The 16,023-nt window shown below is 71.5% G+C and carries 13 protein-coding genes and 2 riboswitches; of the genes, 5 read left to right on the top strand and 8 right to left on the bottom strand.

Going from position 1 to position 16,023, the window contains the following annotated elements:
- Positions 1–65: 65 nt before the first annotated feature.
- The 8 genes from ACZ516_RS21700 to gcvT form a co-directional block, all read right to left on the bottom strand.
- Complete coding sequence (locus ACZ516_RS21700) at positions 66–1,559, bottom strand: amino acid adenylation domain-containing protein (RefSeq protein ID WP_469011403.1); 1,494 nt, start codon at positions 1,557–1,559, stop codon at positions 66–68.
- Positions 1,556–2,839, bottom strand: a complete 1,284-nt coding sequence (locus tag ACZ516_RS21695; RefSeq protein ID WP_469011402.1) for an MFS transporter — start codon at positions 2,837–2,839, stop codon at positions 1,556–1,558. Before ACZ516_RS21695 ends, ACZ516_RS21700 begins: the two co-directional genes overlap by 4 nt.
- Entirely contained in the window at positions 2,840–3,964 is a 1,125-nt protein-coding gene (locus ACZ516_RS21690; RefSeq protein WP_361086297.1) for a phosphopantetheine-binding protein, read from the bottom strand. It abuts the gene before it with no gap.
- Complete coding sequence (locus tag ACZ516_RS21685; protein ID WP_469011401.1) at positions 3,961–5,193, bottom strand: hypothetical protein; 1,233 nt, start codon at positions 5,191–5,193, stop codon at positions 3,961–3,963. Before ACZ516_RS21685 ends, ACZ516_RS21690 begins: the two co-directional genes overlap by 4 nt.
- A 377-nt stretch (positions 5,194–5,570) precedes the next feature.
- Positions 5,571–6,956, bottom strand: a complete 1,386-nt coding sequence (locus ACZ516_RS21680) for an L-serine ammonia-lyase (protein WP_358582336.1) — start codon at positions 6,954–6,956, stop codon at positions 5,571–5,573.
- A 157-nt stretch (positions 6,957–7,113) separates the two neighbouring features.
- Complete coding sequence (gene glyA, locus ACZ516_RS21675; RefSeq protein WP_358582334.1) at positions 7,114–8,373, bottom strand: serine hydroxymethyltransferase; 1,260 nt, start codon at positions 8,371–8,373, stop codon at positions 7,114–7,116.
- Positions 8,374–8,384: 11 nt separating this feature from the next.
- Positions 8,385–8,762 carry a glycine cleavage system protein GcvH gene (gcvH, locus tag ACZ516_RS21670; protein ID WP_358582332.1) on the bottom strand — a complete coding sequence of 126 codons (378 nt, stop codon included), beginning with the start codon at positions 8,760–8,762 and terminating at the stop codon, positions 8,385–8,387.
- A gap of 58 nt (positions 8,763–8,820) precedes the next feature.
- Positions 8,821–9,945 carry a glycine cleavage system aminomethyltransferase GcvT gene (gcvT, locus tag ACZ516_RS21665; RefSeq protein ID WP_361086303.1) on the bottom strand — a complete coding sequence of 375 codons (1,125 nt, stop codon included), beginning with the start codon at positions 9,943–9,945 and terminating at the stop codon, positions 8,821–8,823.
- Positions 9,946–9,979: 34 nt separating this feature from the next.
- A riboswitch (glycine riboswitch) is annotated at positions 9,980–10,093 on the bottom strand.
- Positions 10,094–10,197, bottom strand: a riboswitch (glycine riboswitch).
- A gap of 159 nt (positions 10,198–10,356) precedes the next feature.
- Between gcvT and ACZ516_RS21660 the strand changes: the two genes are divergently transcribed.
- From ACZ516_RS21660 to ACZ516_RS21640, 5 genes are all read left to right on the top strand, one after another.
- Positions 10,357–11,067 (top strand): AAA family ATPase, encoded by a 711-nt coding sequence (locus ACZ516_RS21660; RefSeq protein ID WP_469011602.1) that lies wholly within the window; start codon positions 10,357–10,359, stop codon positions 11,065–11,067.
- 59 nt (positions 11,068–11,126) lie between these two features.
- Complete coding sequence (locus ACZ516_RS21655) at positions 11,127–11,906, top strand: enhanced serine sensitivity protein SseB (protein WP_361086309.1); 780 nt, start codon at positions 11,127–11,129, stop codon at positions 11,904–11,906.
- Positions 11,907–12,028: 122 nt separating this feature from the next.
- Positions 12,029–12,841, top strand: a complete 813-nt coding sequence (locus ACZ516_RS21650) for an enhanced serine sensitivity protein SseB C-terminal domain-containing protein (protein ID WP_469011400.1) — start codon at positions 12,029–12,031, stop codon at positions 12,839–12,841.
- Positions 12,842–13,139: 298 nt separating this feature from the next.
- Complete coding sequence (locus tag ACZ516_RS21645; protein ID WP_358587119.1) at positions 13,140–14,144, top strand: ABC transporter permease; 1,005 nt, start codon at positions 13,140–13,142, stop codon at positions 14,142–14,144.
- A 102-nt stretch (positions 14,145–14,246) separates the two neighbouring features.
- On the top strand, positions 14,247–16,001 hold the full coding sequence (locus tag ACZ516_RS21640) for an ABC transporter substrate-binding protein (protein WP_469011399.1): 1,755 nt from the start codon (positions 14,247–14,249) through the stop codon (positions 15,999–16,001).
- Positions 16,002–16,023 lie beyond the last annotated feature (22 nt).

The raw sequence follows: 16,023 nt of genomic DNA, 5'->3' as shown, positions 1-16,023 counted from the left end.
GGGGGCTCAACCAGGGTGCGAACTCGCTGCGTTGGCGCCCCGGCCGAGTCATCTCCCCTGCCGGATCAGTCGAGTTCGGCGGCGAGGCGCCGACGGTCGATCTTGCCGTTCGCGTTGGTCGGCAGCCGCTCGGCCCAGATGAACCGGCTCGGCACCATGTACGGCGCCAACTTGACGCGCAACTCCTTGGTCAGTGCGGCGGGCGGGGTGCGCTCCCCGGTGTAGACGGCGATCAGCCGACCGCCGTTGCCGCCCGAGGCCTGGTGCACCACGACCGCGTCCTCGACGCCCGGCGCCGCCCGCAGCTTCGCCTCGATCTCCGGCAACTCCATGCGGTAGCCGCGGAACTTGACCTGCTGGTCCAGTCGGCCCCGGTGGACGAGCACCCCGTCCTCCTCCACCGAGACCACGTCTCCGGTGCGGTACCAGTCGCTCGCGGCCGGCTCGTCCCCCGTCGGCGGGTGGAAGCGCCCGGTGTTGTCCGACGGGTCGAAGTAGCCGTCGAACCGCTGCGGGCCGCGCACGCACAACTCGTCGTCCAGCAGCGTGTACTCCATCGCGGGATGCGGCGTGCCGATGGGCACCGAGCCGTTGCTCGTCGTCGGCCACTGATCCCGCTCGGCGGGCAGCCGGTACGAGGTGACGGTCACCGTCAGCTCGGTCGGGCCGTACACGTTGTCGATCGTGCTGCCCGGCGCGGCGTCGGCCCACACCCGGGCCTGCTCGAAGGTGAGCTGCTCGCCGCCGAACAGGCTCCGGCGCAGGCCGGGCATCGCGCCGGGCGACAGCAGCTTCAGCCGGTTCGCGAGCGTCACGACATAGGGCACCGAGAACCAGTGCGTGATCCCCCGGGCGCCGACGAAGGCGGCCGGGTCCAGGACCTCGGCGGCGCTCGGCACCACGAGGGCCGCGCCACCGGCCCAGCACACGAACAGGTCGAACACCGACATGTCGAAGGTGAGGTCGGAGATCTGGGAGAACCGGCAGCCCGGCGCGCTCTCGTACCGGTCGACGTGGTGCCGTACGTAGTCCACGACGTTGCGGTGGCGGATCGGCACCCCCTTGGGGCGCCCCGTCGAGCCGGACGTGAACACGATGTACGCGACGTCATCGGCGCTACCGGCGCAGGGGCCCGGGGCGGGGCCCGTCGAAGGAGCCGTCAGCGTGCGATCGCTCTCCACGAGCGTCGCCACCGAAAGGCGCTTGGCCGACTCCCTCGCGGCGGCCACCACGGCCGCGTCCAGCCCCTCGTCCACCAGGAGCAGCCCGAGCCCGGCCTGTTCGGCGATCGACTCGATACGCTGCGGCGGGAACTTCGGGTTCAGCGGCACCACCGTGGCACCCCTGCGCAGGATCGCCAGATACCCCGCGTAGGCGGCCAGGCTCCGCGACGCCAGCAGCCCGACGCGTGCGCCGGGGCCGACGGTGAGACGGCCGGCGAGGCCGTCCACGACGGCGGCCAACTCGGCGTAGGTCAGGACGTGTTCGTCGACCTCCAGCGCCGTCTCGGCCGGGTGCCGGCGGACGGTGTCGAGAAACGACGCGTACAGCGTGCTCATGCGGATGCGGTGTCCTTCCCAGGAGCGGTTTCATGACGCAGCAGCAGCGCCGAGAAGAGGCCGGAGGCGAGCACGAGCGCGCCGAACGCGACCCAGCCCGTGCTGCCCGCCGCGACCACGAGGACCATGGCGGTCGGGCCGGCGATCTCCGTCGCCGGTGTGGACATGTCGAAGGTGGTGAGGTACTCGGCGCGGCGGTCCACCGGCGCCAGGTCGAACGAGATCACCCACCAGCTCGCGGTGTCGGCCATCTCCCCGAAGCCGACCAGGGCGGTCCCCGCGCACAGCAGCAGCGCGGCCGTCCCCGCCCCGACGTGCGAGGCCAGCGCGAACCCCGCCATCCCCACGCAGGTCAGCGCGCAGCTGACCAGCAGGGCGCGCCGGGCGGCGACGAGATGCGTCACCCGCGCGGAGATCGCGACCTGGAACAGCACCACGAGGAGCGTGTTGACCCCGAGCAGCAGTCCCGCGATCCAGCGCGGCGCCTCGGTCTCGGTGACCACCCACAGCGGCAGGCCCACGGTCAGCACCCCGGACGCGACGATCCCGCAGACGCTGCGCAGGCCGGTCAGCGTCATGTACCGCACGTCGCCGAGCGCCCCGTGCCGCGTCGTCGCGGCGGGGGGTGCCGTGCCGGGCAGCCCGGCCTCGATCCGCGCCACGAGCGCGGCGCTGACGAGGAAGGTCAGCACGTCGAAGAGGAAGGCCGCCTGGAAGGCGGACCGGCCGCCCCCGGCGATCGCGACCGCGGACAGGCCCGCCGCCGCGGTGAAGCCGAGGTTGCCGAGCGCGCGGCGGATGCCCAGCACCTCGGTGCGGGCCTCGTCCGGCACCGCCTCCGCGATGATCACCTGGTACATGGCGTAACGCCCGGCCTCCGCCACGCCGTTGAGGATCAGCAGGGCGCCGAGCGGCACCACCCCGGAGGTGAAGGGCAGGACGCCGATCAGCACCGCGCGGATCAGGTTGGAGCCGATGGCGTAGCGGCGCGCGCCGATCCGGGGCATCAGCCGGCGGGCCGGCAGGGTCGCGAGCAGGCCCCCGGCCGCCGCCAGCGTCAGACAGCCGGCGACCTCGGCCTTGGTCAGACCGGCCGGGCCGACGAGGAACAGGGTCAGCAGACCGAGCGCGATCCCGTTGCCCGCGGAGTCGATCAGCGCCTGCCGGGCCAGCGTGCCGCGGGCGCCCGGCCTGCCCAGCTCGGTCAGCCAGCCGGGCAGCCGGCCGCGGCCGGGCGGGGGTGGGGCGGCGGCGTCCTCGACCGACGGCGTGAGGGTCATCTACCGCGCCCCGACTTCACCGGCGAGCAGGTCCGCCGCCGCTATCAGCCAGCGGGCGATGGTCGCGTCGTTCGGCGCCTCGAGGAGCTGGAAGTGTTCGAGGCGGATGCCCCAGCAGTGGCCGGCGTCGAGGGCCGGGGCCCAGGCCGGTTCCGGCGCGCAGGGCGCCCACACGGTCTCCGTGGCGCCCGGCACGCTCTCGTCGGCGGCCACGCTGCGGAGCATGGCCCGGCGGTCGTCCGGGTGGTGCCGCACCGGCTCCCACCCGCCGAGGATCGCGGCGTTGGCGGCGTACACCTCCCACGCCTCCTCGACCTCGTCGGCGCCCGCGTTCTTCGGCAGGGTGCCGGCCTCGGCCGCGGCGGCGGCGACGGCCGCGAAGTCCCGCTCGCCCGCCGCGTCGATGAACTCGGCGGGCTCCCGGGCCGTGATGCGCCAGCCGACGCGCACGAACACCTCGAAGGTGGCGGTGAGCGACAGGGCCGGGTCGCCGGGGGAGGGCGGGTCGATCTGCAGCGCCGACACCCGCTCGTGCCCGATCCGCGCGGCGAGGGCGGCGGCGACCTCGTGGGCGAAGACACCGCCGAGGGAGTACCCGGCCAGCACGATCTCGTCGAAGTCCGTCGCCCCTTCGCCGATCAGGGCGTCCGCCAGGCCGTCGGCGACGGCCCGCATGCCCTCGCGCGAGAGGGCCGCCGGGGTCTCGCAGGCCCAGACCGCGTCGGCCAGCGGCAGCAGGCGCGCCATGCTCGCGTAGCGGGTCACGGCGCCGGACTGCGGCGGCAGGAAGCACCACAGGCGGCCCGCGCCGGCGTTGCGCAGCCGCACGACGGTGCGCCCGGTCGTGTGGTGGGCGGCCGGCACGGAACCCTCGTCGATCAGCAGCGCCGTCACCAGGCCGGCCTGCGACGGGGAGCGGTAGACGTCCTGGATGCGCACCGAGAGGCCCAGCTCCTCCTGGAGGTGCTCGATCATCTCCACGGCGGCGAGCGAGTCACCGCCCACCTCGAAGAAGCTGACGTCCGCCGACTCGGGCTCCTCGCCCAGCACCTCGCTCCAGGCCCGGCGGACGGCCTCGGTGACGACGGCCTCGGCCGAGGGGGTGTTCAGGGTGGTGACGGTCACGCGTACCTCCAGGTGATGTGGCGATCGATGTGTCGTTCCACGGCCGCCGAGCGGTGCGCCAGCTCGTCCAGGTCGGCCGCCTCCAGCCATACGTCGACCACCCGGCCGATCGAGCCGCGCCGCCAGTCGACGGCGGAGCCGGGGGCGAGGACGCGTCCGGCGCCGAAGACGCCCGGCATCCGGCGCAGGTCGGCGAGGCCGGTGATGCCCTCGACCGCGGTCGCCGCCATGGGGGGCTGCACCCACCGGACCATGGCCACCTGCTCGGCGGGACGGATCAGTTCGGCCACGCGCGCCGCCTTGGCGCCGGCGGCGATCTCGACGGCGAGGCTCACCACGTCGGCCACCCCGGCCCGCGGGACCAGGCGTTCCAGTGAGCCGCCGAGCCGGCCGTTGACCTCGATGACCTGCGGGCCCTTCGGGGTCACCTTGATCTCGGTGTGGGTCAGGCCGGTGGTCACCCCGAGGGCCCGCACCGCCCGCAGGGCCAGCTCACGGACCTCGGCGCCGAGGTCCCCGTCCAGGGTCAGGGGGTGGACCAGGCCGCGTTCGCGCACCGGCGGTGCCAGGGGCAGCCGGCCCGTCATGCCGAGGCAGTGGGCCTCCCCGTCGGCCAGGGCGTGCTCCACGGACAGATAGTCGGCGAGCCACGACCCGGGCAGCCGGCCGGCGCCGACGATCGCCTCTTCGAGGACGTAGCGCCGGCCGGTGACGAGGTCACCGGTGTGCGCCCGCAGATCGGCGAAGCTCTCCAGGTAGAAGGTGTCCCGGCTGGAGGCTCCCGCGTCGGGCTTGAGCACCGCCGGGTAGACCGACTCGGCGAGGTGCGCCGGCAGGTCGCCCTCGAACGAGAACGCGGTGGTGGAGACGTGCCCCGCGCCTTGTTCGTTGAGCCGGCGCCGCTGGGCGGCCTTGCTGGTCAGGAAGGCGCAGGTGGCGGCGGTGTGACAGGGCAGTTCGAAGTGGGCGCCGATCCAGGAGGCGAGCGGCAGCAGCACGTCGACGAAGGCGACCACGCCCCTGGGCCGGTACCGCTCCAGCTCGGTGAGCAGCGCCGCGTCCCCCTGGCTGCCCGAGACCACCGGCCCCAACTGCCCCAGCAGGGACAGCACGGTCGGGGGCAGCGGCTCCGCGGGGTCGACGACGAAGACGGCACCGCCGAACGGCGCCGCCGCTCCGGCGATCCGGTGCGGGCTGGCCGCGCCATGAGCGTACGGAACGATGATCACTGGCAGTGGCCCCCATTGCGCTGCCTGGGCCCGATCTCGCGGGCGGTGATGACGGTGCCGCGTCACGGGCCGGGTACTGAATGCCGGCGACAGGCGAGAACGTAGCAGCAGCTTTTGAGGAAAACAGCCGGATGTCTCGCTTTCCGAGACGGTCTTCCCGACGTTTTGAGGGAGAGCCAAAAGGATGGCGGCCGGGTGGCCCGGCGGCCCTGCGGACGGCGTCCACCGATCCGGGGGAACGCCATTTCCCTCTCATCAGGCGCCGGAAAAGGAGGCCTTTCCGAGAAAAGAGCGCGTACGTGGGGCGGAGTCCGCGCACAGTGAATTCGAGATGTCCCGTCGTCGACCGCGACGACGGGATCACCTCGCGGAGCGCCTCAGCACTCGATGATGTTCACCGCGAGCCCGCCCCGGGCCGTCTCCTTGTACTTGACGGACATGTCGGCGCCGGTGTCCTTCATGGTCTTGATGACCTTGTCGAGGGACACCTTGTGGGAGCCGTCGCCGCGCATCGCCATCTTGGCGGCGGTGACGGCCTTCACGGCCGCCATGCCGTTGCGCTCGATGCACGGGATCTGCACGAGGCCGCCGACCGGGTCGCAGGTCAGGCCGAGGTTGTGCTCCATGCCGATCTCGGCGGCGTTCTCCACCTGCTCGGGGGAGCCGCCGAGGACCTCGGCGAGGGCGCCCGCCGCCATCGAGCAGGCGGAGCCGACCTCGCCCTGGCAGCCGACCTCGGCGCCGGAGATGGAGGCGTTCTCCTTGAAGAGCAGGCCGATCGCCCCGGCCGCGAGCAGGAAGCGGACCACGCCGTCCTCGTCGGCTCCGGGGATGAAGTTCATGTAGTAGTGCAGGACGGCCGGGATGATGCCCGCGGCGCCGTTCGTCGGGGCGGTCACGACGCGGCCGCCGGCGGCGTTCTCCTCGTTGACGGCCATGGCGTAGAGCGTGATCCACTCCATGGAGCGGGCCTGCGGGTCGCCCTCGGCGCGCAGCTGGCGGGCCGAGTTCGCCGCGCGGCGGCGCACCTTCAGACCGCCCGGCAGGATGCCCTCGCGGGACATGCCGCGGGAGACGCAGGCCTGCATGACGCGCCAGATGTCCAGGAGGCCTTCGCGGATCTCCTCCTCGGTGCGCCAGGCCTTCTCGTTCTCCAGCATCATCGCGGAGATGGACAGACCGGTCTCCCGGGAGAGCCGCAGCAGCTCGTCGCCGGTGCGGAAGGCGTACTTCAGGACGGTGTCGTCCGGCACGATCGGGTTCTCGCCCGAGCCGCCCTCCTGCTCCAGGACGGTCTCGTCGACGACGAAACCGCCGCCCACGGAGTAGTACGTCTTCTCCAGGACGAGGGCGCCGTCACGGTCGTACGCGAAGATCGTCATGCCGTTGGCGTGGTACGGCAGGGCCTTGCGGCGGTGCAGGACCAGGTCCGTGTCGAAGTCGAAGTCGATCTCGTGCACGCCGAGCAGGCTGAGGCGGCCGCTGCTCTTGATCGCCTCGACGCGGCCGTCGGCGGACTCCACGTCGACGGTGCGGGGCGACTCGCCCTCCAGGCCGAGCAGGACGGCCTTGGGGGTGCCGTGCCCGTGGCCGGTGGCGCCGAGCGAGCCGTACAGCTCGGCCCGTATCGCGGCGGTGTGGGCCATGAGGCCCTCGTTCTTGAGGCGGCTCGCGAACATGCGGGCGGCCCGCATCGGGCCGACCGTGTGGGAGCTGGACGGGCCGATGCCGATCGAGAACAGGTCGAAGACCGAGATGGCCACGGGAGACTCCAATGGTTTTGGTGGACGCCCCGTCCGCCGGGGTGGTGCGGAGACCGGGGCGTGCGCCGGGCATGAGCGGGGGCACCGCGCTCACTGTGTTCAGTTCCAGTGTGCGCGGTGCCCCGGAGTTACGTACGAAGGAAAGCGTACGAAATCACTACAGGCTGGGGTACAGGGGGTGCTTGTCGGCCAGGGCCGAGACCCGGGCCTTCAGGGCGTCCGCCTCGAAGCCGGGCTTGAGGGCCTCGGCGATGATGTCGGCGACCTCACGGAAGTCGTCCTCCTGGAAGCCGCGCGTGGCGAGCGCCGGGGTGCCGATCCGCAGGCCCGAGGTGACCATCGGGGGGCGCGGGTCGTTCGGGACCGCGTTGCGGTTGACCGTGATGCCGACCTCGTGGAGGCGGTCCTCGGCCTGCTGCCCGTCCAGCTCGCTGTCGCGCAGGTCCACCAGGACCAGGTGCACGTCGGTGCCGCCGGACAGGACGTCGACGCCGACGGCCTTCGCGTCGTCCTGGACCAGGCGCTCGGCCAGGATGCGGGCGCCGTCCAGGGTGCGCTGCTGGCGCTCCTTGAACTCCTCGCTCGCGGCGACCTTGAAGGAGACCGCCTTGGCCGCGATCACGTGCTCCAGCGGGCCGCCCTGGAAGCCGGGGAAGACCGCGGAGTTCAGCTTCTTCGCGAAGTCCTTGTTGCGGGCCAGGATGATGCCGCCGCGCGGGCCGCCCAGCGTCTTGTGCGTGGTGGAGGTCACCACGTCCGCGTGCGGCACCGGGTTCGGGTGCAGCCCGGCGGCGACCAGACCGGCGAAGTGCGCCATGTCGACCCACAGGTACGCGCCGACCTCGTCGGCGATCCGGCGGAACTCGGCGAAGTCCAGCTGCCGCGGGTAGGCGGACCAGCCCGCGATGATCACCTTCGGGCTGTTCTCCTTGGCCAGGCGCTCGACCTCGGCCATGTCGACCAGGCCGGCCTCGTCCACGTGGTAGGCGACCACGTTGAACTGCTTGCCGGAGAAGTTCAGGCGCATGCCGTGGGTGAGGTGGCCGCCGTGCGCCAGGTCCAGGCCGAGGATCGTGTCGCCGGGCTGGGCGAGCGCGAAGAGGGCGGCCTGGTTGGCGGAGGCGCCGGAGTGCGGCTGGACGTTGGCGTACTCGGCGCCGAACAGCTCCTTGACGCGCTCGATCGCGAGTCGCTCGGTGACGTCGACGTGCTCACAGCCGCCGTAGTAGCGGCGGCCGGGGTAGCCCTCGGCGTACTTGTTGGTGAGGACGGTGCCCTGGGCCTCCATGACGGCGACCGGAGCGAAGTTCTCCGAGGCGATCATTTCCAGGGTCGACTGCTGGCGGTGCAGCTCGGCGTCGACGGCGGCGGCGACGTCCGGGTCCAGCTCGTGCAGAGGGGTGTTCAGAAGCGACATCGGGATGATCCTTAGCTGCCGGAGAACTCGGTGTACTCGTCCGCGGAGAGCAGGTCCTTCGGCTCCTCCGCGATCCGGACCTTGAAGAGCCAACCGCCCTCGAAGGGAGCCGAGTTCACCAGCGACGGGTCGTCCACGACGTCCTGGTTGGCCTCGACGACCTCGCCGCTCACCGGCGAGTACAGGTCGCTGACGGACTTGGTCGACTCCAGCTCGCCGCAGGTCTCGCCCGCGGTCACCGTCTCACCGACCTCGGGAAGCTGCACGAAGACGACGTCACCGAGCGCGTTGGCCGCGTGCTCCGTGATGCCCACCGTCGACACGCCCTCTTCGGCGTCCGACAGCCACTCGTGCTCCTTGCTGTAGCGGAGCTGCTGGGGGTTGCTCATGACCTGAATTCTCCTGTACGCGGGTGGGTGCTGCGGAACGGGAAAGGTGTGCGGGGGGTCACTTCCGGCGCTTGTAGAACGGCAGCGCCACGACCTCGTACGGCTCGTGCGTACCGCGGATGTCCACGCCCACGCCGGGCGTGCCCGGGGCGGCGTGCTCCGCGTCGACGTACGCCATCGCGATCGGCTTGCCCAGCGTCGGGGAGGGGGCGCCGGAGGTGACCTCGCCGATGACCTGGCCGTCCGCGACGACGGAGAAGCCCGCGCGCGGCACGCGGCGGCCTTCGGCGACCAGGCCGACCAGCTTGCGCGGCGGGGCGCTCTCGGCGCGCTCGGCGGCGGCCGCGAGCGCCGCGCGGCCCACGAAGGTGTCGGCCTGCGAGGTCTTGTCGAACTTCACCACCCGGCCGAGACCGGCGTCGAAGGGCGTGAGGGCGGCGGTCAGCTCGTGCCCGTACAGCGGCATGCCCGCCTCCAGGCGCAGCGTGTCGCGGCAGGAGAGGCCGGCCGGCACCATGCCGGCGGGCGTGCCCGCCTCCATCAGCGCGTTCCACAGCTTCTCCGCGTCACCGGGGGCGACGAAGAGCTCGAAACCGTCCTCGCCGGTGTAGCCCGTGCGGGCGATCAGGGCGGGGACGCCCGCGACGGTGCCGGGCAGGCCCGCGTAGTACTTCAGGCCGTCCAGGTCGGCGTCGGTCACCGACTTCAGGATGCCGGGGGACTCGGGGCCCTGGACGGCGAGCAGCGCGTAGGCGTCGCGGTCGTCGCGGACCTCGGCGTCGAAGCCCTCGGCGCGGGCGTTCAGCGCGTCGAGCACGACCTGGGCGTTGGAGGCGTTGGCGACGACCAGGTACTCGCTCTCGCCGAGGCGGTAGACGATCAGGTCGTCGAGGATGCCGCCGTCCTCGGCGCAGATCATGGTGTAGCGGGCGCGGCCGACACCCACCGAGCCGATGTTGCCGACCAGCGAGAAGTTCAGCAGGTCGACGGCCTCGGGGCCGGTGACGGTGATCTCGCCCATGTGGGAGAGGTCGAAGAGGCCGGCCTTGGTGCGCACGGCGTTGTGCTCGTCGCGCTCGCTGCCGTAGCGCAGCGGCATGTCCCAGCCCGCGAAGTCGGTCATGGTCGCGCCGAGCGCACGATGCACGGCATCGAGGGCGGTGAGGCGGGGGGCAGTGCTCATGAGGGAACTCCCAGGGCATGACGGGCGAGGTCGATCCTCCCCATCTGTCATCGGAACCTGAGAGGTTCGCCGCGAGCGTCCCGACATGCGGGACGGACGGCTTGCACCTTGGGTGGAGCCGGCATGCCGGCTCGCTTTTCAGATGTGCCTCGCCCGCGCGGTACGGGGCCTGAGAGATTCAAGGGAGGGACTTGCTCCTTCGGCGCCCCGGGCCCATGCGTGCTGGTCCGGGAACTCTCCCGCGCGGATTCAAACGGCCGGTATGGAGTTGGCGCGCACATCATTGCACGCGGCGGGGGCCAGGGGGACTGGTGGTCCGGCCGCGTGGGGTCCGGCGCGGGCTCCGGAAATTTCCCTTGTGCCGCATTACCTTCTCTTTACACTTGCCGGGGAAAGCAGTACGTGACCGCTATGGGGAGGCCGATCACGGTGCGCAGCAGGACGAGCGTCCACGCCATGACCACGGGGATGGCGCTGCCGAAGCAGGCTGCCGCCCCGGCCCGGGAGGGCTGCGGCCCGCTGCCCGTGCCCGTCGTCCGGGACCTGCGGCAGCGGGCCGGGCACAGCCCCCACCGCCTCACCTTCGACGAGGGCGACCTGGTCGTCGTCTCCGGGCTGCCCGGCGGCGGGAAGTCCACGCTGATGCGCCAGGCCGTCACGGGCCCCCGCGTCGACTCCCAGGACACCCGCGACGCGTGGGCCGCCCGCATGCCCGCCCCGCTGCCGTACGCGCTCTACCGCCCCCTGGTCCGCCTCGCGCACTACGCGGGCCTGCGCCGCGTCCTGCGGTCCGGCGCCGGCGTCGTCGTGCACGACTGCGGCACCCAGCCCTGGGTGCGCCGCTGGCTGGCCCGCGAGGCCGCCCGACGGGGCAGGACACTGCATCTGCTCCTGCTCGACGTGCCGGCCGACACCGCCCTCCAGGGCCAGCGCGAGCGCGGCCGGGGCGTGTCCCGGTACGCCTTCGCGCGCCACCGCAGGACGGTCGGCCGGCTGGTCGGCGCCGCCGAGCGGGGCGACCTGCCGCGCGGCTGCGGGTCGGCGGTGCTCCTGGACCGGGCGGCGGCACAGGTGCTGCGGGCCGTCTCCTTCGACGGCCGGGGGATCGCCTTCGACCGCTGAGGGCGGCCGACGTTAGGGTTCAGCCGCAGGCTAAGCGGTCGCGAGCAGGGGTTGGACAGATGAACTTTCCGGCGCAGGCACACGCCCATCCGTACGGGGGATGGCCGGGCAACGAACTGGAAGAGGTCCTCGCGGCCTGCCTCGGCGCCCCCGTCCCGGCGGGCGGCCGCATCGTGGAGGTCCTCGGCCGCAGCCACCTCTGGGTCCCGCTGCCGAACGGCGGCGGCCCCGACAGCCGCACCCTGGACCTGCCCACGCTGGAGATCGACGGCCAGGCCTACGTCCCCGTCTTCACCTCCGAGCAGCAGTTCCGCCAGGCCCTCGGCGACGCGGCGGACCGCATGGGCTGCACGGTGGCGCCCGCCGTGGAGTTCGCCCGGGGCCTGCCACCGCAGCTGGGCATCGCCCTGAACCCCGAGGGCACCGTCGGCGTCCCCCTGCCGCCGGCCGCCGTGGCCGAGCTGTGCCGGGCGGGGCGCACCCCGCTGGACGGGCCGACCACCGGCGGCCGGGTCCGCCTCTTCGAGCCGGACTGGCAGGAGGACCCGGTGGACTTCCTCGCCGCCGCCGCCGGGGAGTTCGAGGCGACGGGCGTCGTCCTCACCGCCCGCCGCTGCTTGGCCGCCGTCGAGACGGACGAGCCGACCCTGTTCGTCGGCGTCGAACTGGCCACCTGGGAGGGTCCGGCCCGCGAGCTGCCGATGGAGGCGCTCGGCCGCGCCCTCGGCCGGGTCCCGGTGGCCTGGCCGGTCAACCTCGTCCTGCTGGACGTGGCGCAGGACCCGGTGGGCGACTGGCTGCGCGCGAAGGTGCGGCCGTTCTTCCAGCGGCACGCCTGAGCCCGCGCCGGTCGGGGCGCGATGGGAAGCGCGTACGTCAAGTCCGCGCCCGCCTCGCCGCTTAAGCTGGTTCCATGGCCCGGCCGGGGCGGTGCGGGTTCGTAGTGAAGGGGCGGTAACGGGTGAGTGCGTCGGGCACGGCTGCGGCCGATGGGGCCTCCCCTGGACGAGCTGGCTCAAGTCCTCGGGGACAGGTCGAGCAGATGCTGCGCCAGGTGACGCCGGGGCGCTACGACGCGTACGAGGCACTGCTGCGCGCGCTCGCCGCCGACCAGCTGTGGATGCTCCTGTGGCACGGCCAGGCCGGCTCGCCCGACGCCCAGTACGGCACCATGGAGGTCGAGGGCCTCGGCTACGCCCCCTGTGTGACCTCCGCCCAGGAGCTGTCCGCCAGCGGCTGGAACCGCAGCTACGAGGTGGTGCGCGGCGTCGACGTCGCCCGCACCCTCTACCCCGACCACTACGGCCTGTGGCTCAATCCGCACGCCCCCGGCGGCGGCGTCGGCATCCCCTGGCTGGATCTGCGCCGCATCGCCACCGGCCTCGACCTGCTGCCCGCCGGACCGCTCAGGCTGACCGAGCCGAGCATCGAGCTGCCCCAGTTCTACGCCCTGTTGACGCAGAACGCGCACCGCACGCCCGTCGTGCGCTCCCTACGCCGCGCCTGGGTCCAGCCCGTGCTCGGCGCGCCCCACCTGGCCATCGGCCTGGACGTGTACGACACCTCGCCGCCCTCGGTGGAGGCGGTGCGGGCGATGATGCGCCAGTCCATCCCCGCCGTGCCGGAGGGCCTGCCCGTCTCGACGGTCGCGATGTCGGACGACTACGACCCGGTCACCCTGTGGCTGCGGGCCAACGCCCGCCCCTTCTACGACCGCGAGGCCCAGGCGTCCCCCGCCCCGGCCGGCGGTTACGGCTACCCCGCGCAGTACTGAACAGCGCGAACGGACGCGATGTCCGTTCTGATGCGGGTGGGGCCCTATGGTCGCCCGTGAAGCGTTGCACCCCAACTGCCCCGTGTTCGACCCTCGTTCAGCCGCGTCCGGATAACGGAACACCTCGATCAGCATCACGGTTGCGCATCCATTCACCAACAAGACTGGTAACAGCTCGCAGCCTGGATGAAGACTCCCGCTCCAAGGGGCCTTCGCCCCTGTGCACGACGGACTGATCACGTCGCTACAGCGGCAAGTGCGGGCCGGTCACCACCGGTTGAGAGGGGTCCCTGCCACGATGACGGCACCATTGCATGACACACCTGCGGACGCGGACCCGACCGAGGACGTCGCTCCCGCAGTTGGTGCAGGGGTGAAGAAGGTCGAGGGCCGGTCCCTCAAGCAGATCGCCTGGAACCGCCTGAAGCGGGACAAGGTCGCCCTCGCGGGCGGCATCACCGTGGTGCTCCTGGTCCTGGTCGCCGTCTTCGCGCCCCTGATCGTGAGCCTGCTCGGGCACCCGCCCAACGACTTCCACCAGGAAGAGCTCGACGAGCTGACCAACCTCCCCAAGGGCGCGCTCGGCGGCATGAGCGGCGACTTCCTCTTCGGCGTCGAGCCCAACAAGGGCCGCGACGTCTTCAGCCGCATCGTCTACGGCGCGCGGATCTCGCTCCTGGTGGCCTTCCTCGCCGCCATCGTCGCCGTCGTGCTCGGCACCCTCTTCGGGATCATCGCCGGCTACTTCGGCGGCTGGATCGACGCGCTGATCAGCCGGGTGATGGACGTACTGCTCTCCTTCCCGCAGCTGCTCTTCATCATCTCCCTCGTCTCCGTCCTGCCCGACGACCTGCTCGGCCTGACCGGCTCCAGCGTGCGCGTCGCGATCCTGGTCCTGGTCATCGGCTTCTTCGGCTGGCCCTACGTCGGACGCATCGTCAGGGGGCAGACCCTCTCGCTGCGTGAGCGCGAGTACGTGGAAGCGGCCCGCAGCCTCGGCGGCGGAAAGCGTCACATCCTCTTCCGCGAGCTGCTGCCCAACCTGGTCGCCCCGATCACCGTCTACGCGACGCTGATGATCCCGACCAACATCCTCACGGAGGCGGCCCTCAGCTTCCTCGGCGCCGGTGTCCGGCCGCCCACCGCCTCCTGGGGCGGCATGCTGCGCGACGCGCTGGAGACGTACGAGCACGATCCGATGTTCATGGTCTTCCCGGGCGTGACGATCTTCATCACGGTCCTGGCCTTCAATCTCTTCGGTGACGGGCTGCGCGACGCGCTCGACCCGAAGGGGACGCGCTAGCGGTCCCCGACCGACTTGCCCCTGCCGCATGTCAGGTGGCTCTATCCATGGTTCTCCGGCAGCTCAAGGCCAGGGACCGCGAATCTCGGAGGTTACGAGAAAATGCCCACAGTTTCCTCGAAACGACGGCTCACCGCTGGTGCGGCCCTCGTGGTCGCGGCGCTGGTGACCACCACGGCGTGCGGCGGCGGTGACGGTGACGACGGCGACTCGAAGGGTGCCGGCTACAACGCGGCGCTCGACAAGGTCGCCAACCCGTCCAAGAAGAAGGGGGGCACGCTGAGGATGGTCGGCAAGCAGGACCTCGACTCGGCCGACCCCCAGCGCGCCTACTACGGCATGTCGTGGGACTTCATGCGCTTCTACACCCGGCAGCTGGTGTCCTACGACACCAAGCCGGGCAAGGCGGGCACGAAGCTGGTCCCGGACCTCGCCACCTCCACGGCGAAGATCTCCGACGACGGCAAGACCTACACGTACAAGCTGCGGGATGGCCTGACCTGGGAGGACGGCTCCAAGCTGACCTCCAAGGACATCAAGTACGGCATCGAGCGCTCCTGGGCGACGGACACCATCACCGGTGGCCCCGGCTACATCCGCCAGGCCCTCGACCCGGACAAGAAGTACCAGGGCCCCTACAAGGACAAGGGCGGTCTGAAGGCGATCCAGACGCCCGACGACCAGACCATCGTCTTCAAGCTGCCCAAGCGCAACGGTGACTTCGAGCAGTTCCTCGCCATGCCTTCCGGTTCGCCGGTGAAGGAGGCCAAGGACACCAAGGCGAAGTACACCGCGCGTCCGTTCTCCTCGGGCCCGTACAAGTTCCAGGAGTACAAGTCCGGCAAGAAGATCGTGCTGGTGCGCAACACGGCCTGGAAGAAGTCCACGGACCCGATCCGCGCGGCGCTGCCCGACAAGGTCGACGTGACGATCTCCGCCAACCTGGAGGAGAACGACAAGAAGCTGATGGCGGGTGACTACGACGTCGACATGAACGGCACGGGCATGACCCAGTCCGGCCGTGTCACCGCCGTGCAGAAGCACCGCGACAGCGTCGACAACATGCACACGTCCTTCGTGCGCTACGTCGCCCTGATCCACACCGCCAAGCCGTTCGACAACGCGCACTGCCGCAAGGCCGTCTTCTACGGGACCGACTTCGCCGGCCTGCAGCAGACCCGCGGCGGCAAGGTGGCGGCCGGCGACATCGCCAACAGCACGTTCCCCGTGGCGATCCCCGGTCACAGCGACTACGACCCGTACGGCGTGCTTGAGCGCAAGGGCAAGCCGGACGCCACCAAGGCCAAGGACGAGCTGAAGAAGTGCGGCAAGCCGAACGGCTTCTCGGCCAAGCTGACCGCCCGCAACAACAACCCGGGTGAGGTCGACGCCGCCGAGGCGCTCCAGGCCCAGCTGGAGAAGGTCGGCATCAAGGTCGAGGTCGAGTCCCTCGACGGCGCCGACTCCGCCAGCATCACCGGCTCGCCCTCCGTCGTGAAGAAGCGCGGCTACAGCATGCAGATGAGCGGCTGGGGCCCGGACTTCCCCTCCGGCCAGGGCTACGCGCAGCCGCTGTTCGACAGCCGTTACCTGATCGACAACGGCAACTACAACGAGTCGCAGATCAAGGACAAGAAGATCGACGGGCTCTTCGACAAGGCCATCGCGGAGACCGACCCGGCCAAGGCCGGCGAGATCTACAAGCAGCTCGACAAGCGGATCCTCGACAACGCCGACTGGATGCCCTTCCTCTACGAGAAGAACATCACCTGGCGCGGACCGCGACTGACCAACGCCTACATGTCGGACGCCTACAACGGCCGTTACGACTACGTCTCGCTCGGCGTCACGAAGTAACACCCGGAACACCGGGCGAGGC

It is taken from the genome of Streptomyces sp. NPDC034037 (genome assembly GCF_055575715.1).
This window is presented reverse-complemented; position numbering and strand designations above follow the sequence as displayed.

Coding starts and splice junctions, on each gene's coding strand:
- ACZ516_RS21700 (WP_469011403.1), bottom strand. CDS start 1,559: ATGAGCACGCTGTACGCGTCGTTTCTCGACACCGTCCGCCGGCACCCG.
- ACZ516_RS21695 (WP_469011402.1), bottom strand. CDS start 2,839: ATGACCCTCACGCCGTCGGTCGAGGACGCCGCCGCCCCACCCCCGCCC.
- glyA (WP_358582334.1), bottom strand. CDS start 8,373: ATGTCGCTTCTGAACACCCCTCTGCACGAGCTGGACCCGGACGTCGCC.
- gcvH (WP_358582332.1), bottom strand. CDS start 8,762: ATGAGCAACCCCCAGCAGCTCCGCTACAGCAAGGAGCACGAGTGGCTG.
- gcvT (WP_361086303.1), bottom strand. CDS start 9,945: ATGAGCACTGCCCCCCGCCTCACCGCCCTCGATGCCGTGCATCGTGCG.
- ACZ516_RS21660 (WP_469011602.1), top strand. CDS start 10,357: ATGGGGAGGCCGATCACGGTGCGCAGCAGGACGAGCGTCCACGCCATG.
- ACZ516_RS21655 (WP_361086309.1), top strand. CDS start 11,127: ATGAACTTTCCGGCGCAGGCACACGCCCATCCGTACGGGGGATGGCCG.
- ACZ516_RS21645 (WP_358587119.1), top strand. CDS start 13,140: ATGACGGCACCATTGCATGACACACCTGCGGACGCGGACCCGACCGAG.
- ACZ516_RS21640 (WP_469011399.1), top strand. CDS start 14,247: ATGCCCACAGTTTCCTCGAAACGACGGCTCACCGCTGGTGCGGCCCTC.